General features: G+C 39.2%; 19 protein-coding genes. 3 read left to right on the forward strand and 16 right to left on the reverse strand.

Features of this window, described 5'->3' with window-relative positions; translation table 11 throughout:
* Positions 1-419 precede the first annotated feature (419 nt).
* The 9 genes from ACO1QW_RS12145 to ACO1QW_RS12185 all read right to left on the reverse strand — a co-directional run bounded on the left by ACO1QW_RS12145 (position 420) and on the right by ACO1QW_RS12185 (position 12,180).
* A complete protein-coding gene (locus ACO1QW_RS12145; protein WP_486258861.1) occupies positions 420-821 on the reverse strand; it encodes a response regulator in 402 nt (133 codons plus the stop codon).
* A gap of 217 nt (positions 822-1,038) precedes the next feature.
* Positions 1,039-1,479 carry a hypothetical protein gene (locus ACO1QW_RS12150; RefSeq protein ID WP_486258863.1) on the reverse strand — a complete coding sequence of 147 codons (441 nt, stop codon included), beginning with the start codon at positions 1,477-1,479 and terminating at the stop codon, positions 1,039-1,041.
* A gap of 26 nt (positions 1,480-1,505) precedes the next feature.
* A complete protein-coding gene (locus tag ACO1QW_RS12155; RefSeq protein ID WP_486258865.1) occupies positions 1,506-2,552 on the reverse strand; it encodes a hypothetical protein in 1,047 nt (348 codons plus the stop codon).
* A gap of 320 nt (positions 2,553-2,872) precedes the next feature.
* A complete protein-coding gene (locus ACO1QW_RS12160; RefSeq protein WP_486258866.1) occupies positions 2,873-5,647 on the reverse strand; it encodes an Eco57I restriction-modification methylase domain-containing protein in 2,775 nt (924 codons plus the stop codon).
* 460 nt (positions 5,648-6,107) lie between these two features.
* Positions 6,108-6,920 (reverse strand): hypothetical protein, encoded by an 813-nt coding sequence (locus ACO1QW_RS12165; protein ID WP_486258868.1) that lies wholly within the window; start codon positions 6,918-6,920, stop codon positions 6,108-6,110.
* 3 nt (positions 6,921-6,923) lie between these two features.
* A complete protein-coding gene (locus ACO1QW_RS12170) occupies positions 6,924-7,808 on the reverse strand; it encodes a DUF488 domain-containing protein (RefSeq protein WP_486258870.1) in 885 nt (294 codons plus the stop codon).
* A 98-nt stretch (positions 7,809-7,906) separates the two neighbouring features.
* The gene (locus tag ACO1QW_RS12175) at positions 7,907-8,881 is read right to left on the reverse strand and encodes a hypothetical protein (RefSeq protein WP_486258872.1); all 975 of its coding nucleotides are present in this window, start codon (positions 8,879-8,881) and stop codon (positions 7,907-7,909) included.
* A gap of 161 nt (positions 8,882-9,042) precedes the next feature.
* Positions 9,043-11,337: a hypothetical protein gene (locus ACO1QW_RS12180; protein ID WP_486258873.1), complete on the reverse strand. Its 2,295-nt coding sequence runs from the start codon at positions 11,335-11,337 to the stop codon at positions 9,043-9,045.
* Positions 11,338-11,793: 456 nt separating this feature from the next.
* A complete protein-coding gene (locus tag ACO1QW_RS12185; protein ID WP_486258875.1) occupies positions 11,794-12,180 on the reverse strand; it encodes a hypothetical protein in 387 nt (128 codons plus the stop codon).
* A 607-nt stretch (positions 12,181-12,787) separates the two neighbouring features.
* Here ACO1QW_RS12185 and ACO1QW_RS12190 point away from each other — a divergent pair.
* From ACO1QW_RS12190 to ACO1QW_RS12200, 3 genes are all read left to right on the forward strand, one after another.
* Positions 12,788-15,769 (forward strand): SusC/RagA family TonB-linked outer membrane protein, encoded by a 2,982-nt coding sequence (locus tag ACO1QW_RS12190; protein ID WP_486258877.1) that lies wholly within the window; start codon positions 12,788-12,790, stop codon positions 15,767-15,769.
* Positions 15,770-15,780: 11 nt separating this feature from the next.
* Positions 15,781-17,160: a RagB/SusD family nutrient uptake outer membrane protein gene (locus ACO1QW_RS12195; protein WP_486258878.1), complete on the forward strand. Its 1,380-nt coding sequence runs from the start codon at positions 15,781-15,783 to the stop codon at positions 17,158-17,160.
* Positions 17,161-17,509: 349 nt separating this feature from the next.
* Positions 17,510-18,817, forward strand: coding sequence for a TlpA family protein disulfide reductase (locus ACO1QW_RS12200; protein ID WP_486258879.1), 1,308 nt, complete (start codon positions 17,510-17,512; stop codon positions 18,815-18,817).
* Between the two features lie 25 nt (positions 18,818-18,842).
* Here ACO1QW_RS12200 and ACO1QW_RS12205 read toward each other — a convergent pair whose 3' ends face one another.
* From ACO1QW_RS12205 to ACO1QW_RS12235, 7 genes are all read right to left on the reverse strand, one after another.
* A complete protein-coding gene (locus ACO1QW_RS12205; RefSeq protein WP_486258881.1) occupies positions 18,843-19,157 on the reverse strand; it encodes a DUF6520 family protein in 315 nt (104 codons plus the stop codon).
* A gap of 95 nt (positions 19,158-19,252) precedes the next feature.
* Positions 19,253-19,672 (reverse strand): MauE/DoxX family redox-associated membrane protein, encoded by a 420-nt coding sequence (locus tag ACO1QW_RS12210; protein ID WP_486258883.1) that lies wholly within the window; start codon positions 19,670-19,672, stop codon positions 19,253-19,255.
* A 126-nt stretch (positions 19,673-19,798) separates the two neighbouring features.
* Complete coding sequence (locus ACO1QW_RS12215) at positions 19,799-20,164, reverse strand: helix-turn-helix domain-containing protein (RefSeq protein ID WP_486258884.1); 366 nt, start codon at positions 20,162-20,164, stop codon at positions 19,799-19,801.
* 44 nt (positions 20,165-20,208) lie between these two features.
* Positions 20,209-20,859: a response regulator gene (locus ACO1QW_RS12220; protein WP_486258886.1), complete on the reverse strand. Its 651-nt coding sequence runs from the start codon at positions 20,857-20,859 to the stop codon at positions 20,209-20,211.
* Positions 20,852-21,604 carry a sensor histidine kinase gene (locus tag ACO1QW_RS12225; protein ID WP_486258887.1) on the reverse strand — a complete coding sequence of 251 codons (753 nt, stop codon included), beginning with the start codon at positions 21,602-21,604 and terminating at the stop codon, positions 20,852-20,854. The genes ACO1QW_RS12220 and ACO1QW_RS12225 overlap by 8 nt, the downstream gene beginning before the upstream one ends.
* A complete protein-coding gene (locus ACO1QW_RS12230) occupies positions 21,553-22,215 on the reverse strand; it encodes a hypothetical protein (RefSeq protein ID WP_486258889.1) in 663 nt (220 codons plus the stop codon). Before ACO1QW_RS12230 ends, ACO1QW_RS12225 begins: the two co-directional genes overlap by 52 nt.
* A gap of 9 nt (positions 22,216-22,224) precedes the next feature.
* On the reverse strand, positions 22,225-22,581 hold the full coding sequence (locus tag ACO1QW_RS12235) for a hypothetical protein (RefSeq protein WP_486258891.1): 357 nt from the start codon (positions 22,579-22,581) through the stop codon (positions 22,225-22,227).
* Between the last annotated feature and the right edge of the window lie 80 nt (positions 22,582-22,661).

Below are 22,661 nucleotides of genomic sequence, written 5' to 3' on the forward strand. Positions count from 1 at the left end.
TATTTGCTGTAGTAATTTGACTACATTTCTTTATGGAATACAGGAAGTAATACCAGGTCGGATTGTAACTTTTTTTTCAATTCCGTATAACGCTGTGCACCCCGGAACTTATTTATTCTACATCCATCGTTAACTATACGAGGCCCCGGGTATACGCATTGCCTGCTTTACTTTTACATTTAACATTCAGCTCCACTCTCTTACAAGGATGTACATGTTCATAAGCTGTCATATACGGCTTCAACATACTGTAGTGCCTCGTCATAATGGAACAAAATGTTCTTTGCGGTTGAGTGAGGTCAAAGGCCTGTAAACTTGCTAAGCCATAGTGTTAGGTCCGAAAGTAAATGAAGCAATTAGCCGGTTGTTAGGCTAACAAGGAACTTTAAAGTTGAAATTCTTTTATGAAAATAAAGCGTTCAGTTTTTTTCCCAATCATGGAAAATAACCTGTATCAAAGCACGGGAAAGTTCTTCAAGGCTGCTGGGCTTTTGAAAAAAGAAAGCAGCACCCGACTCCAATACTTCAATCATTTCTTTTTTATCGTAAGAGGTCGAATAAATGATAACGGGAACCTTGCTCAGCAAGTTGTTTTTCTTGATCTCTCTGAGACATTCTTTCCCGTTCATTTTAGGCATATTCAAGTCAAGAAAAATAATATCCGGTACAAATAAGCTGTTCAATAATTTATCAAGCACGTCCTGCCCGTCCAAGGCCGTAACACAAACAAAGTCTTCATCAAGTTCTTTTAGAGCTTCAAGGAATAACTCCTGGTCATCCGGGTCATCATCACCCATAAGGAAATATTTCAACGGCTTCAAATTGCTTATTTTATGCGTATTTAAAATATATCTTTTTTCATAGTTAACAAATGAGGGCGGTCTTTATACCACCCCGGATCTCACCCGGTAGTTCCCGCAATAAGAATACGATCTGTTTGCAAAAAGCCAATACGTTTAACCAGTTTTGTCAAACAAATTAAAATCACGACCTGCAAATGACAAAACAAAAAAAATCACTGGGAACAATTTCCTTTTTTTAACTCTTTGTTATTAAATTGCCGTAACAGTCCGGCAACTTTCTTGATGCAACATCACCAAACAGCGACATTACATAAATTTGTTTAGTGGCAGACACATCCCAGGTTTCAAAATCATAATGATTGCCTTCGTAAGTAAATCCAAACCCTCTTACTTTCAGACGATCTGTTTTTTTATACTTGCCATCAGCTTCTGCAAACTTAAAATCAAACGTCAGCTTGCTGTAGTCAATTTTAGTAGACTCATTCGGAACCTTATCCTTTAATGGATCAGTTAAAAGTTGCGACGATGCACCTATTTTAATTTTTGGCTTAATCGGTATTTTTATTTTACCACGGGTTGTATCACCTGTTTTTGAAACATAATACCCATCAGCTTCTTGTGCATTAGTGATCGTTACCCAAAGAAAAGTTAACAGAAAAAATAGTTGATGCTTCATATTAAACTTTATTAGAGGGCAAAACATTAATAATAAGAGTATTTCTGACGCACTTTATCTCCGTTAGGAGCATTGGAAATTACTGTTTCAGGATAGGTACCTCGCTTTGGCCAGGCACTGATTTGCACAGTCACATTGATAGCCCCCGAGCCAATCATACTTCCATCATTATAATATCCGCTAAATGCAAAACTTGTTGGTACAAATTTGTTACAAAAGTCGAGGTAGTAAGGAAGAAAGCTGCCATTATACATGACCGGATGATAGATATTACCCAATATTTCTTTACGAACCGGTGCGTAAATGTAAGCATAGATACTACCGCTGATATTTAATACAGACAGAGGGTTAATAAAACCACTGTAGTTGAAGTAATTTGCCACTGCATAACCCTGCGGTAAGTTTACGCCGTCATAGAAATTTGTTTTTATAAAGTTCGCTGTTCCTGTACTGTTGTAACTGATCGAATCTCTTCTTATCAATGATAAATTATCTGTTGCTCTTAAACTGCCATACCAATGTGTTAGAACAGTTTTGTTGTCCGGGTATTGAAATAGGCGCTTTAATGGTTTGTATTCGGGTTGAATCGTAACATCATTATACACAAGATGAGTCCCTGAATCCATAATTGGAATGGTATCGTTTTTATAAGACAGCCGGATTGTATCATAATAAGGAAGGCGGCCGGGCTGGCTCATAACAAAATCAGGAAGAATGATTTGATACGGCCGAATTGAATTATTGTTATAAAAAAATTGAGTGGTGAAAGAATCCGAAAACGGCGGGGAATAATAATAACGGATACCTATTGCCGACACCCGATTCTTAGCATCATAATAAAACGTAAAATCCCTGGTTTTAGAATAATAGCCGGGAAATGATTGATAATAATCTTCTTCTATTTTTTTAATATAATTAACTGAGTCCTTAATAATAACAACCGGGGGTAATGTTACAACTGTATCATGTTGAACAATGGGATCAGAGGGTTTACAACCTGAAACACTTCCAGACATGGTAATGAAAAACAACCCTGTTAGTAATAGAAGTCCCGACGTAAGTAATGTTTTCATACAGTCTTAAAGGAATTAAAAATAACGAAAAGATTAGTTTAAAAATATAAACCAAAGGATGGCATGCAATTAACTCCTCCACAGCTGCAAGCCTTCCTGCAGCTCCACCAGGGGCCATTAAAAGCTTTTTGTCAGCAACTGGTCAAGCATTAGATCCCTAGATTTATATATTCTGACTCCCGTAGTCAGTTATATTAGACCAGAGCCGACGGAAATTTCCTGAAAATGTAACAAAATAAAAACTTCTGAAAAATGCGACCCGGGCTATAAATCCGGAACATATTCAGAAGTTTTGCTAAAGTTATGTATTTGCCGTTTGTTTACTGTGAGCTTTTTTCAATCAGATCTATTTCTTCCTTCGTTAAATCGTATAATTCGTACACAATTTCATTGATGCGTTGCTCACAAAAATCAATACGGGATTGGAGTTGGTCTATTTTGGTTTGGAGAGTTGCAACTGTAATTTCTTCATTTAGTTTCAAAAGTTGGTCAACCAATTTTGTTATCTCAGATTCATGAGTATTATTGGCTGAAGCAATGGGAAGTTGATCTAATTGTCCCATTAAAACCTGCGGGAATCCTTGGGTATTTGTTATTAGTTTTTTTGATAAGTAATGTGAAAGAAGCTTTGAATTAATAATACCTAGTAAATATTTAAGGTTTATTTTATCACTGGTTAATATATACAAGGTACTTTCAACTAATTCTTTTTGATCTGAGAAGGTTGCACATAATATACTTCCCGTCCTTCTAATTAAAAGCCGTGGCGTTGTAGTTTGTTTTGTGTAATCTCTTGTTCCACCAATAACTTCCAAGTTATCATAATTTGCGTATTTGTCATATTTCAATCGGTATCTACCCATGCAATTTCCCAATAGGAATGGCAAATTTTGGGGTGTTGATTTACTTTCAAGAACCTCATTTCTATTTTTAACAACCATTCCTTTTGACATACTTACAAGTTCACTCATCAAAGTTGCTTTGGCTGTAATCTTTTTAAAAAGTTCCTTATCATGACTGTCAAGTGATACTTCCCAAGCATTTTCAGATATAGAAAGTTTAAATTCTTGTTGCAGTTGATAATTGCCGGAGTTATCCATTTTTAGCACTCTTGTATTTTGCTTAGTTAGGTTATCCGCAACAAAAACAGTTGTTCCAATGGTTGCATCCTGAAAAACAAAATGATCAAATACGACCAAAGAGTTTGGATTATAATCTTTTAATAATAGCTCCCTTATTTTCCCGTTGCTATCGGTTGTCAACAATGCCTCCGGTACAATAAATGAGAATATTTGAGGTTTTAAGTGGATGATTTTTTCAATAAACAATTGAAACAAATTTTTCGAGCTTCCTCCAGAATAAGAACGAAATTTATTTTTGTAATAATTTAGAATAATGCTATCCGTATTGTTTGCTGTTAATTTCAAATATGGCGGATTCCCAATTACACAATTAAACCCTCCTTGGCTAAATACGGCGGGGAATGCCTTTTCCCAATTGAACGGTTTTATTTTTCGTTCTTCTCCAAAATCAAATTCTGTATTATAGAAATCAACACCAATTAAGCTGTTGCCACATTTGATATTATCATCAAGTGTTGGTAAAATGCGTTCGTGGAAAAGCCTGAGCTGTGTGGTAATACTCGCTTCTGTTTCGCCTTCCATACATTTCAGCAATAAAGACAGCTTAGTTACTTCTACTGCATTTGCATCGAGGTCAACACCGTAGATATTGTTTAACAGGATACGTTTCTTTTCCGCAGTTGTAAGGCTGCCATCGGGTGTAAGCGGATTGTCTTTACTTCCTTTACTTGGTTTGCCGTTATTGCTATAGTAATCTTTATGCCAGTTAAGCAAAAACTGGTAAGCGCCAATTAAAAAACTTCCGCTGCCACATGCAGGATCAACAATTTTTAATTTACTGATGTCTTTCGGCGTTTTCCCTTGGGTAAGTTTACCCACCGTATTGTTAACGATGTATTCTACAATATATTCAGGTGTGTAGTAAACACCGCCAGCTTTTCTTACCTCCGGTTTTTCTTCAATAAGAGCTTTGCCCGTTTTTGTAAGCGTTATTGTTTTACCCAAAAACTGTTCATAGGCACTTCCAAGTATCTCTACTGACAGTACAGAAAACTCATAGGGGCTTAATGGATAATACAGATCATTGATAATGGTCTTGATAACTTTATTATCAATCGCAATACTATCACTGATCTTGTCTTTTTTAAAATCGAACAGGCCGGAATTGTATTTCTGATCGGCGGTGTGAAACTGCCGGAGAAGGTTTTGGTAATAATCATCCCCTTTTAACGTGTCTTTTAAATTACCATAGTTCTCAACGCTTCTGTCTTCTGCTATGCGTAAAAAAATAATCCGGTCAATGATGTGCTGCACAATAAAATTGAGTTCATCTTCATCTATATTATTTCGCAGGGCAATATTGTTTGCAAGAAAGGTGCGCCAGCTATCAAGCGATTGCAGAAATTCATGATCAACAGTTGTTGTTCCTTTTTTGTGCTTATCACTCTGGATAAACTTATCAAAACTTCCTTTTAAAACTCTCTCCTTACTGAATGTGTCCCAGATAAAATCAAACTCGTTTAAGTAGTTGGAGTAAGTGAGATATTTTAATCGGCCATTGCTGGCCTTATCGGTTTGGTTTGGCTTCTTGGTACAATCATAAATGGCAAACTCTTCAAAGTCGGTGATGATGCTGATGGGCAGCTTCGCACTCCATCCGTATCGGCGTACCTGGTAAGCAGGTGTTATATCATCTTTAATCAACACGCTTGGTTTTTTTGCTTCCACAAAAAACAAACGCTTCCCTCCGCTTAATCTGAATGAATAGTCAGGTGCCTTTGTTGCGCCGCCTACTTTCACTCTGTCTTCATGAATTACCTCACGGTAACTTTCTGCAAAACCATGTTCGTTGTCAACATCCCAACCCAATGCTTTAAAGAACGGATCAATAAAATCACGCCGTGTCAGTGTTTCGTTATAATCAGATCGGTGGTAAGATTCTTTTTGTTCGTGAAAGCGTTCAACTAGTTGCAGGATTTTTTCAATAGCAGAGTCTTTAGTGGGAAAGTTCATAAGCAGTTTGGCAGAGTTGGTTGCCAAACGTTATTTCAGAAACGAGCAAAAAAATTGGGTGCTCCTACATCTGAATCCTATCTACAGTAGGTACGACCAAGCACCCAAACAGAATCGAATACAGCAAGGAATACACCCGCACGGGTGCATCGCTTGAGCTGTTTCTTTCTGTTTTCTAAAATTGGTCGTTTTACTGTAGAAGAAACGTCAGCAACGCAAAGCGTTATTGATAATATGTTTTGTCGGTAACAAATCTAAAGGAAAAGGGGCATACGAAGAAAATAGCTGTTGCTGTACCAATAAGTTATTCTTCCTATCGACAAACCAACACGGACCTTACTCCGTGCTTTTCATCAAAAAAGAAGAATAAATATATCACGATAAAAACCGTAACTCCGAAGTGTAGATATGGTTTTAGTTAAATAGTTCGAAAGTTCGGAAACAAAAGAAGTAGAAAGCGCTAAAATAATTTGCCTTGGAGTTCTATGGGCGGATGAAAAGTTCCTATGATGATAAACGGGTTGTGCGATTGAAAATGAAACGCCTGCGTCGTACCCAAAAAGAAATGCAGGTCTTTCGTTTGCGCAAAATCATCAAAATATTTTTTGCGCACATCGCCAATCGCTTTCTGTTCATCGCCTTCATGCCGGACAAGACAGTTCCAGTACAGCTGTCCCGTTTCCCAATCCTCAATCATCATACGGCTTTCGGTTCCCTTGTTATCTTTAAAATGAAACTTGAATTTATAAGGCAGTTTCTGCACCACTTCAAACTTACCCTCACGTGCCGTTTCAAAAAGATTCAGCTGGTTCAGCCGCTCCAGTTTGTCCTTATCCCAGCTTCGTTCAACAGGCTCGGCATAAAAATCAACAATGGTTGTTGGCTTAAAAACAGCTAACGAAGTACAGATGTCTTTGTTCTTCGCTTCGGCAATCAATTCCGTAAGGTTATAATAGATCTTGCCTAAACAGGTTTGTTTACGCTCTTCCCAATTGTGTGCGGTGGTAACATGCCCCACTACTTTCAGTTCACTGTCCAAACTCCGTGGCCGGTAACTTTCAGGTCTGAAATCGCCTGTGTTTTTTACAAGATCAACTTCTACCCAGTCATACTTTTTATATTGCTCATTGTACGATTTTTTACGGAATGGAACGGGGTAAAGACGTATCCATGTACCATCTTCCCGGAAGCCTGCTGTGCAAACTAATTCGTCATACTTGGCAGAAAGTGTTGGATAGGTTTTTACAGTAATAAGAACTTTGGTGAGCGACATATGTTAGATGTGTTGTACTTCATAGTCAAAGCCCGGAAGCAACGCAATGGCTTCTGCCAGGTGCTTGCGGTGGCACTGGCAGATATTAGCCTCGAAACAGGTCAACGCAATCCGTTTGTGTTCCATTAACAGTTGCAGGATGGCCTGTTGCTGCACCGTCGTTTTCGTCAGGTTCTTTGCACGGTAAACAGCAAACAGTTGGTCATAATCACTTTGCGTATGCAGCTCCTGCCGTTGATCGCCCTGTATGCCCACTTCTGGTATATGCACATACGCAATGCCCAGGCTTGCACAGTATTTTTGTAACTGGCTTTTGCTGAAACCATATTTCATGCTCATCGGATTGTTGCGTACATCCACCAGCACTTTTACATCATGTTGAAGCAAACGAACCAGGTACGCTTCCAGCGAAATACCTTCGTAGCCAATGGTAAACAGGATTGTTTTATTATTATTGGGCGTAGCCTTGCTTACTCTTTCCAGTTCCGCAGCAGTTAAAATTGTTGCAGCTACTTCACTCTTGATGGCATAAAACGGAAAGTTAAGATAGGTATGCTTCATCAATGCATGTGCACTCATCTTGCCGTAATTCGCTTTTACTTCCTGTAGTATTAGCTGGTCGGTAGGCTTCAGTTGTTGCAGGTAATCGGTTTTGTCCTTCTTGGCAAAGCTTTTTTCATCTTCCGTTAAAAATCCCTTCTTCACCATCGTCGTCATATCGGCATTGGCCGAATAGGAGTAACAGCCAAACCGGTAAGGAATAAAATCATACTCCGCTTTCCCCTGCTTCCGGGCAAACAGGAATAACAGTTTTTGTAACCGTATTTTATCCAATTCACCGCCGAACAGTTGCAATAACGCCAGTATGATTTTCCTTCTGTAAAACATGCCGCAAAATTACAATTTAAAAAAGGCTGAATATATTTATTTTCCTTTTGCCTTTTAACTTGGAATTGACGCTAACTGTGCAACTTTTTTAAATGCACTCAACAATATTGCAAAACAAATTCTTCCGCTGTCTTTACTGTAGTTTTTATGCCCAATCGCTCATAAGTCTTTCCAGCTTTATACACACAATTGTCATCGTTTGTAATAAAAAAATCACAATGAGCTCCGTAATATGAATGTAAAGCATCGTCTATCATGTTGGGAAATCTGTGATCACTTTTATACCCCTGCAGATCATGCCGGAAAAAAGTTTCAAAAAATGTGTTGTATGTTTTAGAAACACCTGTATAACTATCAAATTTCAATTGCTCAAATATTCCGTCAATAGCTTTTTCCAGGTGATGCGGTACAGTATCACTGCTTTTTTGAACTGCTTTAATGGGTTCAGTGGCAAGATTATATTTCCTGACAGATTGAATTATAAATTTTTTAAGAGCCTTGTAAAGTGAATAGTCTTTTTTTAATAACCGGTAAAAGTTGTAGAGATCACAACACATGGCGTATTCAGTCATTTCGTCCTTTGTTTGAGGATAGATGATGGAAAAAATCGGGTCTTCTTTGTAAATTGATCTGAAATTTTCCGGGATACGATTAAATTTCAAATTAGAAGTTCCAAAAAGAAAAGGCTTTATTGAAATATTGTCAAAAATTTCAACATCAGCATTTATTAAGTCATCGTATGTATCATATTCATCCTGCTCCTCTTCGAAACTTGTCTGAAAAAAATCAACAACAGATCGTTTATGAATAATTGGCTTGGGCTCGTTCCAGTACTGGCAAATGCAAATACTCTTTGTTATCAAAGCGACAATATCTAAATGGCCCGCTATAAAAGATTGGTTCTTTTTCGCTCCTCTTAAAAGATCATTTAAATGGGCATTAGAATAGGGGACAATTGCGGTACTTGTTAATAGAAATACCAGGAGTTTTTTGTAATTATTGCTTTCCGGCTTCTCTAATTCGAGTCGCTTTTCAATTCTATTAATGACGTTCCAATCAAGATATATGATCATCTGTGAATTGCATTTGGTTTTTTACTTTATAAAATATCGTTGTTTAATATTTCGAAAGGTCGGATATTGACACCTTTAAAACTTGTTGACGAAACCAAAGTTGAATTGCAAACAAAAAGCTGAAAATATATTCGTCGCCCCGCCATATTGCCAATGCAATGTTAGATGCTGGCTTTCTCCTTATCATCTGATAATGGTTCAATATGATTGATGTCACTTTGAACTCCTTGCTCTCTAAACCTAGATGCTAAATTTATCTGAATGATTTCTCTTTCCTTTTTCCAAAAGATAACTGATAAAAAGGCAATCGTTAGTTGAACTTTTAATTCAAGAGAATCATCCTCGGAATTCCACTTACCCTTTATATCATTATTTTCTGGCGTATTTATATCTATAACTGAGGCAAACGTTTTAATCTTTTCATTTAGTCCTTCAAGTTTATACTCTTTTATTTCCGACTCTTTTAAATCTTTATGTTCGATTGATGGCAGTTCAGATTTATTTAAAATAAAAATTACATCTCTAATGTCTGTAGCTGGAATTTGTTTTATTAGGTTGGCGTATTTACTGGTTGCTAAGACCTCGTTATATTCATAGCCAATATTGATTGCAATAATTATTGCGTCCTTATTATTTGCAATAATCTTTTCTATTCCAAACAATATATTTTCGGTATTAAGTAGGTATCTTTTTGTACTAGCAACAAGAAACGAATTAGGAATAAACCTTTCAATATTATATTTGGCTATTTGCTCTGCAAATATTGTATCATAATTTAAATGAGGAATATCATCGTCTGTAAACGCTGACTTTGTCATCAATGTTCTAAGGCCTGAAACAGAAAGTTTTAGTTCCTTATCCTTCTCGTCTTCGTTAATTGAAATAAAAATATCGTCATATTTTTTGAAAGACGCTGTTATTATAGCATCTGTACTTTCTTTGAATTTTTGAATCTTTTCCTGTGAGAGAGGTGCATTTAACTTTTGCTGCCCGATTTTTTCTGTAATGGCAGTTTTTAAATCACGAACAAATTTTTCAAAATTGGCTTTATTGCTTTCTACTAGTGATGTCCACCTTAATTCAGAGACTAGTTCATCGTTTTTAAGTGTTTCTTGAAGGCATCTTTCAAAATAATTTACACTGTCTAACCAGTTGTTTAACTCAATCACATTGTCTGGTAATTGAGGTAAAGCAGTATGATTTTGATGAACGTAATAAGTGTCTAAGGAGTATTGCCTTATAAAAAGCAAAGTGAGATAACTGCAAATCCAAAAAGTTATTTGTTGACTGTTACCCAAATTATCTAGTTCAGGGAAATAGTACTTTGCATCCAAAGGTGCTCGTCTCGACTTAAATTCATTCCTGAAATCCTCAAACCAAATAAATATTTCAGTCATACTATTTGGCAACAATGGGTATCTTGGCGGTTGTGATTGGGTGTATTGAAATATATATTTCAGAGATTTGTATTGTTTTCGATAAAAAAGAAGCCCACCTAAAGCGTAATGAAATTCAAGAAATTCTTTTCTTTCTTGATTTCTCTTTTTAATCTGCTCTTTGTTCTTAACCTCTTTGATTTCAAAATCATAATCCTCATGAATGAATTCTAAGCGAAAATCAAAGTATTGACTAACGTTAGCCCAATACATTCTGATAAATTTTTCTTTATCACAAATGGTGTATAAATTTCTCCATACCCAATTATAGGTTTCAGTGGAAATTATAATGTCTTCAAAATCTTCTCCAAATAGCCAAACCCCACTTACAGCACGATGTTCTATTGCTAATAATTTTCTATTTTGGTTATTGGCTAGTTCAACATTTAATCGGTTTACAAGAAAATACAAATCCACAGGATAAATTAGAGGTTTTGATTTGTCATGTTTTTTTCGAATTGAAGAAAATTCTCTATAATAAAATTCTAACAAAGTTTCTTGTAGGTGTTCGTCTTGTTTTTCAATTGCATAAAAAGTCAATTCATTAATGGATTTTAAGTGATAAGACTTTATCTCGGTATCACCTACCAACATGTTGTGTTTCGAAATTATTCTTGTTAATAGAGAAGTAGACTTACCATTATACAGTACAACTTTATCAAGCCAAATGAAGAAGAAAATAGTGAGTAGAAATGTGGCTGTTAATACCAATAATTTAGCAGAATTATTTATGAACCAGTTGTCCCATCCAAAAAGTGGGGTGGCATTAATAATTAGAGAAAGGAAAGTAATTATTGTTAGATAAAGCGTAAGTTTAAATGTCGAAATCTGATAGATTCGTTTCTTAAACTTAAATTTTATTGGAAGTTGGGGAAACTCGTTGTCGAAAAGGTTTGAAATATATTGCGAACTATACTTGTCTCCTATATTGGATATTTTGTCTACAATAATTGGGTAAGCAATTCCAAGAATAGCAATATCTATAGCTACACAAATTTCTACTATGTATTCTAGGCTCATAATGTCAGTTAGAGTGTGTCGGTTAGGCTTGCAGCTAACATTAATATTTATGCTGTTATACGCAACAGCATAAACAACAGTGTAATTGATTTAAATTATTTATGTTATACATTTCCAATTGTTGTTAGTACAATCCGTTTTTATTTACTCTTGTTCAAACGATTCGAACCGATTGAACATAGCTTTACTTTATAATCTATTCACAAAAACAATGGCCTATGCTGGCACATCATCTCTGCTCTTTTCCTGCGCAGCGATCAAAATATTTCCGTGGAGTAGCGTGGAGTTTTGGTGTATTCTCTGGCTTATCCAGTGTTCACGGTAGCTATTTCACAATGCTGGGCAGCTCTAATATAAATAAAAAAATATGAATTTGTTTTTCAAATACACATGCGTGTAGTTTTTCTAAACAGCTGTGTATGCGTTTAAATTATTCAACTGACAGGAGATTGTCAATCATTCTTTCCCTTCAAGCAAAGCAATATATTTATCCTTCCACTTATCCGCTTCTTTCTTCCAGTGATCTCTTTGCCGTATAGCTTCTTCTAATGTGGATGGTTCACCGTAAGCTTCAATCGGTTCTTCAAATGTGTACGATTTCATATCGGGAAAATCAGCACTGAAATCATACTTCAGAATCTTACCATACCGTTCAAGCAATTCAAAAGGAAGATCTGCTGTAGCCACATGATTGTAATACGTACCTCTGCTGATGCCCATGCGTTTGGATAGCTTGGTAACAGAAACAGGATTCCCCTTCACTACTTTTTCTAATAGTTCACCCCGGTGGATATGTTTGCCTTTCGTTTTCAATAAGTTAAAGAAATAAACAGAATTGTCCAAAAAAATGAACACAATTATTTTATATTAAACAAATTGTTGTTTAATATTGTACAGTAAATGTTCAATATCTGTGGCAGCAGTGCGAACAAATACTGATTATATTTGCGTTTACTTCAATTAACTAATTGTCGCATTCGCTTAAAGTCTCGTCTTGAAACGTCGGAAATTTCAACGCACACGGGATGATAAGTAGAATGCCCACGTTACGGCGTGGGCTCTCTTATTCGTGTGCAGGTCTCCGACGACCCCAAGGCGGTAAGATGAGTTCCACGCCTTTCACTTTAATGTTCACGCCTTTCGTTTTAATGAAGTAATTGCAAGGAGCACTTATCGTAAAATCGGGACTTTCAAGCGTACCTAAACCATACAAACATGAAAGTTCAACACCATCACAACGCTTTCTACTTACTGCAAACCAAATTTTGTGTCAAGCCACAAGATCACGGTTAATACTATTTCAACTTACAATCCGTCCTGCTATGCTTTAGCATAACAGCTCTTACCGCCTTACAAACTTCCCGGCTATTTAATCACCCGTTTGCTTCTGTTTTATTCTCCCATTAAACGGAGTTGGAGGGGCGCAAACACCTAAACCATTCTGCAAAAAATGAAAAAGCTCATTTATTGCCTGGCACTGCTTTGCCCTTTTTTCGGCGCCTGCCAAACAATCACCATCAAAGGCAATGTTATTAACGAAGAAGGCACTCCCGTTCCTGCAGCCAGCATCAGCATCAAAGGCACACCTAATTCCACAGTGGCAAACAGCAAGGGAGAGTTCACCCTGGCTGGCACAAAACTTACCGATTCACTCATTGTCTCAGCAGTGGGTTATCAAACCATCACAGAACCAAACAATCCACGGGGCCTTATAACGGTCATCCTCAAACGCAAATTCACGCAGCTCGATGAAACCATCATCATGGCCTATGGCACCACCACCAAACGCTTCAACACAGGCAACATCAGCAAGGTCACCGCAGCAGAAATTGCAAACCAGCCGGTAAGCAATCCTTTGGCTGCCCTCTACGGCCGTGTCCCAGGTTTGGAGATCATTCAAAACTCGGGGGCTCCCGGTGCTGGTTTCAAATTACAGGTCCGTGGTCAAAGCTCACTCACCCAGGGCACCGATCCGCTGGTTGTAATTGATGGTGTTCCCTTCCTAAACGGTAACACATCCATCAGCCAAACAACCAATTCCACCGCTGGTGGTCTCAGCCCGCTTAGCACAATCAACCCCGCCAATATTGAAAGCATCGAAGTATTAAAAGATGCCGATGCCACCGCCATCTATGGCAGCCGGGGAGCCAATGGCGTTATTCTCATCACCACCAAAAAAGCAAGCGCTGGTAAACTTTCTGTTTCAGCTGCATACAAAACAGGTTATAGCCGGGCCACCCACTCAATGGACATGCTCACTACTTCGCAGTATCTCCAGATGCGTAGAGAAGCGTTTGCAAATGATGCTGTTACCCCAACCACCGCTAATGCACCTGACCTTTTATTATGGGACACCACACGCTATACAAATTTCAATAAACTGTTTACCGGCGGCACCGCCACATTTCACGATGCACAGCTTGCACTGGCAGCATCCTCAGAAGGCACTCAGTTTCGCTTAGGTCTCTCATACAACAAAGAAACATCTGTCTATAGTTCTTCGCAAAACGGCCGTCGCCTGGCAGGCACGTTCAATCTTGGCCACACAACAGCAAACAAAAAACTCAGCATCAACTCAGCACTGGGGTTCACCAGCTATAACAATAATCTCCTGCGTAACGATCTCACGGCCTTCATCAACCTGCCGCCGCACTTTCAGTTATACGATAGCCTCGGCAACATCAATTGGAAATTGGGCAATTCCGACCTTTCTTCTCTCGGCCTGTCTAATCCTGTGGCACTGCTCCAGCGGCGCTACCAGGGTAGCTTCAGCACGTTCTTATCTAACCTCACCATCAGTTATAAGATCACAACAAACCTCACGGCACGTTTCAGTAATGGCTTTCAGCAGCTGAATACAAACGAACAGTTTCTGTTTCCAAAATCATCCATCAGTCCTTCATCTTCGCAGTTAGCCAGTGCCGAGTTTGCAAATGCAAAAGCACAAACATTACTTTCCGAGCCACAGCTCGAATACAACAATCGCTTTGGTCGTTTCAAACTCTCTGTGCTGGCAGGCGCTTCATTACAGCAAACCGAAAACAGGTCAGGAAAAGTGTTGGCCGATAATTATACAAGCGATCTTCTGCTGTCCACTCCCGTAGCTGCAGGTTCCTTCCGAATAAGGGATGAGTACAGCCTATATCGTTACACCGCAGCCTTTGGCCGCATCAACATGCAATACAACGAAACATGGGTGCTTAATCTATCTGGTCGGCGTGATGGTTCAAGCCGCTTTGGTCCGGCAAACCGCTTTGCAAATTTTGGTGCCATTGGCGCCGCATGGTTATTCAGTAATGAAAAATGGGTAAAGAAAAACAGTTCTTTTATCAGCTTCGGCAAACTTCGTTTATCCCTTGGCGTTACCGGTAACGATCAGGTGGGCGATTACCAGTACCTTAATACATGGTCTACCGCATCCACTACCTATCAGTCCACACCCGCCCTCCAGCCCTCACGTCTGTTTAATCCCGATTACAGTTGGGAAACAAATACAAAAACAGAACTCGGCCTCGATCTTGGTTTTCTCAATGATCGCATCTTACTTTTTGCAGCTGCCTATCGCAATGTATGCGGCAATCAGCTCGTCAATTATTCCTTACCCATACAGGCAGGCTTCAATACTGTATTGCAAAACTTCGATGCAGAAATTGAAAACAAAGGCATCGAATGTTCACTCACAAGTAAAAACATTGTACAGGAATCATTCAGATGGACAACCATCATCAATTTCACATCCAACAGCAACAAACTCCTCTCCTTTCCCGGTATCGACAAAACACCTTACCGTTCCACCTTTCGTGTAGGTCATCCGCTGTCCACCGTTGCGCTTTACCAATATCTCGGCATCAATCCGGCCACGGGCATCAATCAGTTTTTCGATGCAAATGCCGATGGCCTCATGAACACTGCCGACAGGGTTAGTTTAAAAAACACTGCTACTCGTTTCTTTGGAGCCATCAGTAACAGCTTCATGTATAAGAATATTGAACTGCAGTTTCTCTTTGAATTCCGCAGGCAACCGGGTAAAAATTACCTCGCCACACAAGGCAGCTTTGTTCCCGGTTACGCATACAACAACCAGCCGGTTATCGTCCTCAACCGCTGGCAAAAACCAGGCGATCAGGCTGCTGTACAGCGCTTCGTGGCAGAAACATCCAGCCCCGCATTTGCAGCCGCACAAACCTTACTCACCAATTCCGATGCGGTGTACACCGATGCTTCGTTTATACGCCTCCGTAATGTAGCACTCACGTATAACCTGCCGGTAAAATACACAGCACGTTTAAAGATCACCGAAGCAGCGCTGTTCCTCCAGGCACAAAACCTCTTCACTATTACTTCTTACAAAGGTGCCGACCCTGAAACACAAAACCTTTACACCATGCCACCGCTTCGCACAATGGTAGCAGGCATTCGTATTCAACTTTAAAACTCACTGCAATGAAAAAAAATAAATTCGGCACAACACTTCGCCTGCTGGCATTGGCAACAATACTCATGTTCGCCATACAGGGCTGTAAAAAAATACTGCAGCTTCCTGTATCTCCCATACTTGTTGAAAACGATTATTTATTCACCGATGATCAGTCTGCTGTATCGGCAATACTGGGCTTGTACTCGCAATCATTAACATCTATGCATAGTACAAATGGCGGCCTCTCTGTATACACAAGTCTTTATGCCGATGATATATACACTACAGCCACTTCGGCATCTTATGATCCGTTTTATAACAACACCTTGCTTGCTCCAAACGGAATTGTAAATACAAACTTCTGGCGCTATGGCTATGCAAACATTTATCATGCAAATGCACTCATCGAAGGATTGGAGAAATCAAACATGCTCACACCCTCAGTAAAACAACAACTCATGGGCGAAGCAAAATTTATGAGAGCATGGTTTTATTTCAACCTTGTAAATCTGTTTGGCGATGTGCCCTTGATAACATCAACGCTCTACAAAGAAAACGCTGTATTACCAAGAGCACCGGTTACCGAAATCTATAACCTTATCTTATTCGATCTCGGGTTTGCAAAATCAAATCTTGCAGTAGTTTATAGTACGGCCGGCAAATTACGTCCAAACAAATGGGCTGCTGTTGCCTTGCTGGCACGCACGCAACTCTATCTGCAAAACTGGCAACAGGCTTATGCTAATGCAACAGAATTAATAACTGCTGGCAACTACCAGTTGGCAACAGATCTCAACAACAGTTTCATACCCAACAATACCGAAGCCATCTGGCAACTGGTAAAAGACAATGCAAATACATCCGAAGCAGCAACCTTCATTCCTTCTTCTTCCACCGTTCGGCCTGCATTAGCATTAACTGATACGTTAATGAAACTCTTTGAACCAAATGACAAACGAAAGTCCAGCTGGACAAAATCAAACACAGTGTCCGGCACTGTTTATTCCTATCCGTTCAAATACAAGTTGAGAACAAACACACCATTGGCCGAGAACAAACAACCACTTCGCCTGGCTGAATTGTTTTTGATTCGTGCCGAAGCAGCTATACAACTCAATAAACTGGACACTGCCTTGAACGACATCAACAGGATAAGAAACAGGGCAGGGTTAACAACACTGAACCTAACCACGGCACAACAACTCACAACAGTTTTGGAAAAAGAACGGCGTCTCGAATTTTTTGCTGAAGATGCACATCGCTGGTTTGATCTCAAACGATGGAGCAAGGCAACAGAAATATTACAACCAATCAAACCTGCTTGGTTACCAAAAGCACTATTATTTCCCATTCCCGAATCCGAAATAGAAAAAAATCCATTCCTCATGCAAAACCCCGGTTATTGAAACAGCGCTGTATGTTTTCTCATGTTCACACATCTGTTCATCAACCTCTGGCCCGCACTCTCCCTCTCAAGGGAGAGTTGTTCGGGCACATAACACAAACATCATTTTCAACCATCATTATCAGTATGCATGCCATCAATCAAACCGCTACACATAGTATGTACATGGAAATCCTTTTGTCGATGCGACAGTAGCACATCAGTTATATCAAGGTACCCTCCGCCAACGTGGGGTGTCCGTTGGCGGGCTCTTTTTTGTTTCTTTTTGGAGAAGCAAAAAGAAAAGAAAGAAATCCATAATCTAACAGAGCTAAGCAGAAAACATTTAATCAATCTTTTACACAAATAACATGAAACTCAAATTCATCCTAACAATCATAACAACGTTTATGCTGTTATATACAACAGCGCAACCTCTTCAACAAGGCCAACCTATCCCCCAAACAATCTTCCCCAACATCTTCAACTACTCCCACCCCACACTCGATCTCGCTCAATTCAAAAACAAGATCATCGTCTTCGACTTTTGGAGTCTCAACTGCATTGGTTGTATCCAGTCATTCCCCAAGTTAGATTCTTTGCAAAAGAAATTCGGCAACGACATACAGTTGATTTTAGTAAACCAGGAACCTTTGTCCAAAGTGAAAGAGTTTTTCGAAAAAAGAAAAAAGATCAAAATACCGCAAGTGCCATTCATCTGCAACGATACCCTGTTAGAACAATACTTCCCACACATCGGCGTACCTGCCTATGCATGGCTCAATAGTGAACATAAGTTTCTTTTCTTAACCAACGGTTCTGATCTCAACGAACAATCAATCTCTAAACTCATGAACAACCAACCACTCAAGCTGGCCGCTCACCAAACAGGCCGCCTGCCAATCAACAATGTCATTAACAAAGAATACGAAGAAAAACTTCAGTTTGTTTCCTATTTAACTACATGTATCTCAGGTAACCAGGAGTCCTTTACCAGTCAGTTTAGAAAACGGTTAACAGTTATCCAGGTAAAATGTGCATCAGCAACCGACTTATATGTAACCGCTTTCAATGAAGAAGGAAAGTATAATTTTAAACGGGTGGGGCGTTTAATCACCGATTATGAAGATCCTTATAAATACAGCAAACCTTTAAATGCAGCGGAAATCAGCGATTGGAAACAGCAGCATGCTTATAACTACGAATTATTTATACCTAAGAGCGATACACTGCTTAAGTACATATACATGAAACAGGATCTGCAACGCTTCTTTCAGCTTACTGCACAGGTAAAACACGTATATAAAAAGTGTATTGTACTCGAAACTGTAAAAGGAGAACTGAAGATCAAAACAAAAGGAGGAGATCCGTTCAATAGTTTTAACCGTTCATCTGTAAGTGGCGATGTTACTTCTCCGCAAAGAGAATTAAAGAATACGCCTTTCCCGATTTTTTTGCACAGCATCGCCTTCTGGCTTGAATCGGAATACCAGTTGCCATTTGAAAACAATGTATCGTTTACTGGTAATATCGATATTCGTTTATCAGGTGAAGTCGTCGAATCACTAAGTATACAAAAGCTGAATGATGAACTGAAGCAGTACGGTTTAGTATTGGTTGAAAAAGAAATGCCTGTACAATGCCTCTACCTTACCGACAAAGAAAAGCCTGTGCAATAATTGCACAGGCTTTATCCGGATGCTATTACTCCTCATCAATCATAATGTGCCGGTCACTACCGGTAACACTTGCGGCGTTAGCGCCAAGGGTTTGCGTTTCTTCATAACCCCTTGCACAATCATCGCCTGTTTCATCCGGGCAACCAGCTTCTGTGAACACTTCTGTTTTGGTCGACAACACTTCACTGTTCAATGCTGAACCGATTTTACCATTTACAATCCTGTACCAGTACAATTCATCTTGCTCGGCATTTGTTTTGCGTTCACGATTGTCTTTTGTAAATGCACTGAAACCCACTGCAAGCAATATCGCCAGCATGGGCAATAAAAACTTTTTCATATTCTTAAATTTTAAATTAAACGCCTACTCTCTTAAAGGTTTTCGGCTTCGCCTCTACTGTTCCGCAATTCCGTAGTACTCCGGCCTGCAGCAGTTCAGTTATAATGTCTTTGCTTTTTATGGAGAACAAGAGCCAGCCCATTCACCACAATAAAAAACAGGTTAAACCATATATGTTGTTGCCAGCTCATCTTGCTCAATACCCCACCACAGCTGCATGGCAGGTCAGCAACAAACAAAATCATATACAGTAAGTAACTTGTAAACAACACAAGTAAGAATAATGAAGCATACAACCCGGTCTTTCTCGTTGCTTCAAAAAACAGGAGCAGAACAACAATTAACTCGGCTGCTGGCAACACCCATGCAATTGTGTTTGCTCCTGGTCCCATAAGAGGAGACCGGCTTAAATTAGCTTCAAAAACTTCATAGCCAATAAGCTTGCTCATAGCTGTATAACTGTAAAGTAAAATCAACACACTACTGGCAATTACGTTGAGATGCTCATTTTTCATCCTGCAAAAAATTTAAGTGCATCGGCCTCTTGGTTCCTGCATTAAAATTCCGCAATCAAAAAAAACAATACAAATCAAAGAGGTATAGAAACCGCAGTAAGAAGTATAGAAATTACAGTGGAAGGTTTATTTACGCCTGTAATAGCGCTTGCGGTATAGTCCCGGCGTTAGCCCCGTCTTCTGTTTGAAATAAGTAAAGAAATATTTTTCATTGACAAAACCGCATTGCTGTGCAACAGCTTTAACGGGAAGATTTGTTATAACAAGCTTTCGTTTTGCAAGCAGCATCCGTTGTTGCAGCTGGTACTGCTTTATACTGCATCCAAATAATGCATAAAAACCAGAGGAGAGCTTGGTTCTGTTCATGCCGGTTTTTTTAACCAGCTGCTGCGAGTTAAGTAAAAAACCGGCCTGCTTGCTAAGCAATACTTTTAGATCAGAAAAGATAATCTTCTCTGTTTGGCTTATTTGTATTTCTGTGAATCCTTTCATATCGATGCAGGTCTCCTCTTATGAACTGCATCCGGTGAAAATCATCACGGTTTAAAATACCCGTGACGTATGGCATAGATCACAACACCTATCGTATTAACCGATCCTGTTTTTTCAATAATTCTTGTTCTTGTTTTTTCAACCGTGCTGATCGTGAGTTTCATACGGTCTGCAATTTCTTTTGTGGCATACTGTTCACACAAAAATTTCATAACAGAAATTTCCGTTTCTGAAAACTCTACGGCTTCTTTCTTTTGAACTGTCTTTGTTGCCGAAATCATTTTACTTAATTGGGTACTGGTCTGCTCACAGAAATAAGTACCTCCTTCCTTTGCCGATTGTATAGCTGTCAGCAACTCTTCTTTTTTACTGCTCTTTAATAAATAACCGTTCGCCCCCGCTTCCATCATATCAACAAGCAAATGCTCTTCATCAAACATAGTAAGGGCAAGTATCCCAACCTTGGGCCTTTGTTGCTTCACGATCTTGGTTACGGCAATACCATTTTTGATCGGCATATCTATATCCGTGATCACCACATCCGGCTCCACCTCATCAATCAGTTGAAGCAATGCATCACCATTAGCAGCTTCACCGGCAATCACAATACTTTTTTCTTTTTTCAGCACTAATAAAATACCTTCCCTGAAAAGAGAATGATCATCGGCAACAACAATTTTTATAGGTTCACTCATAATCCTGGTTAATTGGTAAAGCAAAATAAATTTCTGTTCCTTTATTCTTTTCGTCATTCACAACCATCGTTCCGTTCAATACATGCACCCTGCTGTTCATATTGGTAATTCCTGCACCATCGCCATCTTTATTCATATCTAATCCTACTCCGTCATCAGTGTAAAACAAATGGATAACTTCTTTTCGTTCAATGATCCGCAATTCTACAACAGATGCTTTCGAATGCTTAATGGCATTATGCAATAACTCCTGAACCAGTCGGTAAATATGTAATCCCAATTCTTTCTCCGGCTCCTGTTCCATTTTATAACTTAGTACAAAATGAATTTCACACGCTGTTTTACATTTATTGATAAACTGTTCAATGGCAGCTCGCAGTCCTTTATCATTTAATACAGCCGATGCTAATCCATTGGCGGTATCTCTGAATCGCCTCGTTAATTCTTTCATTGATTCTTCTGCTTTAGCCAGGTATTCCCGCTCTTCATCGTTCGCACCTTTACAGTTCCTGATAAGCAGGTTAGCCACAGAAACCAGCGGCCCGAGATCATCATGCAGGTCACGTGCTATTCTTGAACGGTCATTTTCCAGTATTCTCGATTCCTGCAAATAATACCTCCGTAAAAGATCAAAATGCCGCCGGTGCTTGCGGATCATGCTGATCGCAAAATACAGGAACAATGCCCCGATCACTATACTGCCGATGAGGAACGCAGTATATATTCTCGTTTCAGTGGTATCCATAATGTTGCCAGTATAAAAAGGATGTTGGTAAATAGGTTAATATAGCTGAATATGGTGTAGATTTTATTTCTGAAAACTTCAGTGTTGTTTAATCCGTAAAACCAGAAAAGTTCCACAATAATGCTGTAGGTAAAGTAAACGATCAATCCCATAGAGATTAAAAACACCGGGTTACGGTACAGCTTCGCTGATGTTTGAAAAAGTACAGTATGCAATAGGTTAATGGAAAGAAAAACAAGTATGGTCGAATAGCCAATAATAAAATGAGAATAAAAGCTGTTAAGGTTCCGGTAATAAAAACACTCAGCCACCCACCCCAATACAAAAAGCACCTGCAGCAACACCGGCCACGTTCGCTTAGCAAATAAACCGAGCTTGTAAAACAACTGCGTTACAAGACAGGCTTCCATAAGCGTGAACACATTCACATTAAGTGCATTTGAAAATCCCTTCCTTGTTACAATAATGCTGATGATTTCCGTAACAAAACCGGCAGTAAGCAAAAGTATTAAGGGCAAATAGGCCGGGTCAGTTTTTTTAATTCTGACCCAGCCAATAATTGCACCTGCTCCTGCCGTTAAACTAAAAATTGCATGTCCATTAAAATCCATAAAATAACCTTAGCTGTTTAAAGGCGATTCCGTCGGACAAATATCCGGGCACCTGATACCACGCTCAGCAATATCATCTTCTCCTTCTTCAGTAATTAAATTTGATTGGGGAAGAATATCATTGCCATTCGCATCAATGGGTACAATGATGGCATGTACTTTCAATTGTGCATCCATGCCGTAATAAATACGTAAACCGGCACAGCCATTCTTTGCCAGCAACGTATCAAAAGCAAGCCGGTCAAATGCTTCCGATCTTGCCAGGATATTTTGATTCCGGTATTCCGGCTGCAAAATAGTTTCCTGCTCCTGGCGATACAACGTGGTCATGTCAATGGCTTCCTGTAACGAAATAAAATGGTTCATAAAATATAGATTTGGTGAACCACGAAGCACGCAATTCTCACGTTACTCTGCAATCCCATTTTCATCATCACGTCCGGATG

Source organism: Lacibacter sp., from assembly GCF_057361365.1.

Excerpts from the sequence above, each read along its gene's own strand:
- ACO1QW_RS12175 (WP_486258872.1), bottom strand. The coding sequence starts at position 8,881 with ATGATCATATATCTTGATTGGAACGTCATTAATAGAATTGAAAAGCGA.
- ACO1QW_RS12225 (WP_486258887.1), bottom strand. The coding sequence starts at position 21,604 with ATGGATACCACTGAAACGAGAATATATACTGCGTTCCTCATCGGCAGT.
- ACO1QW_RS12230 (WP_486258889.1), bottom strand. The coding sequence starts at position 22,215 with ATGGATTTTAATGGACATGCAATTTTTAGTTTAACGGCAGGAGCAGGT.
- ACO1QW_RS12165 (WP_486258868.1), bottom strand. The coding sequence starts at position 6,920 with ATGTCGCTCACCAAAGTTCTTATTACTGTAAAAACCTATCCAACACTT.
- ACO1QW_RS12210 (WP_486258883.1), bottom strand. The coding sequence starts at position 19,672 with ATGAAAAATGAGCATCTCAACGTAATTGCCAGTAGTGTGTTGATTTTA.
- ACO1QW_RS12170 (WP_486258870.1), bottom strand. The coding sequence starts at position 7,808 with ATGTTTTACAGAAGGAAAATCATACTGGCGTTATTGCAACTGTTCGGC.
- ACO1QW_RS12220 (WP_486258886.1), bottom strand. The coding sequence starts at position 20,859 with ATGAGTGAACCTATAAAAATTGTTGTTGCCGATGATCATTCTCTTTTC.
- ACO1QW_RS12215 (WP_486258884.1), bottom strand. The coding sequence starts at position 20,164 with ATGAAAGGATTCACAGAAATACAAATAAGCCAAACAGAGAAGATTATC.
- ACO1QW_RS12190 (WP_486258877.1), top strand. The coding sequence starts at position 12,788 with ATGAAAAAGCTCATTTATTGCCTGGCACTGCTTTGCCCTTTTTTCGGC.
- ACO1QW_RS12195 (WP_486258878.1), top strand. The coding sequence starts at position 15,781 with ATGAAAAAAAATAAATTCGGCACAACACTTCGCCTGCTGGCATTGGCA.
- ACO1QW_RS12200 (WP_486258879.1), top strand. The coding sequence starts at position 17,510 with ATGAAACTCAAATTCATCCTAACAATCATAACAACGTTTATGCTGTTA.
- ACO1QW_RS12160 (WP_486258866.1), bottom strand. The coding sequence starts at position 5,647 with ATGAACTTTCCCACTAAAGACTCTGCTATTGAAAAAATCCTGCAACTA.
- ACO1QW_RS12235 (WP_486258891.1), bottom strand. The coding sequence starts at position 22,581 with ATGAACCATTTTATTTCGTTACAGGAAGCCATTGACATGACCACGTTG.
- ACO1QW_RS12205 (WP_486258881.1), bottom strand. The coding sequence starts at position 19,157 with ATGAAAAAGTTTTTATTGCCCATGCTGGCGATATTGCTTGCAGTGGGT.
- ACO1QW_RS12180 (WP_486258873.1), bottom strand. The coding sequence starts at position 11,337 with ATGAGCCTAGAATACATAGTAGAAATTTGTGTAGCTATAGATATTGCT.
- ACO1QW_RS12150 (WP_486258863.1), bottom strand. The coding sequence starts at position 1,479 with ATGAAGCATCAACTATTTTTTCTGTTAACTTTTCTTTGGGTAACGATC.
- ACO1QW_RS12155 (WP_486258865.1), bottom strand. The coding sequence starts at position 2,552 with ATGAAAACATTACTTACGTCGGGACTTCTATTACTAACAGGGTTGTTT.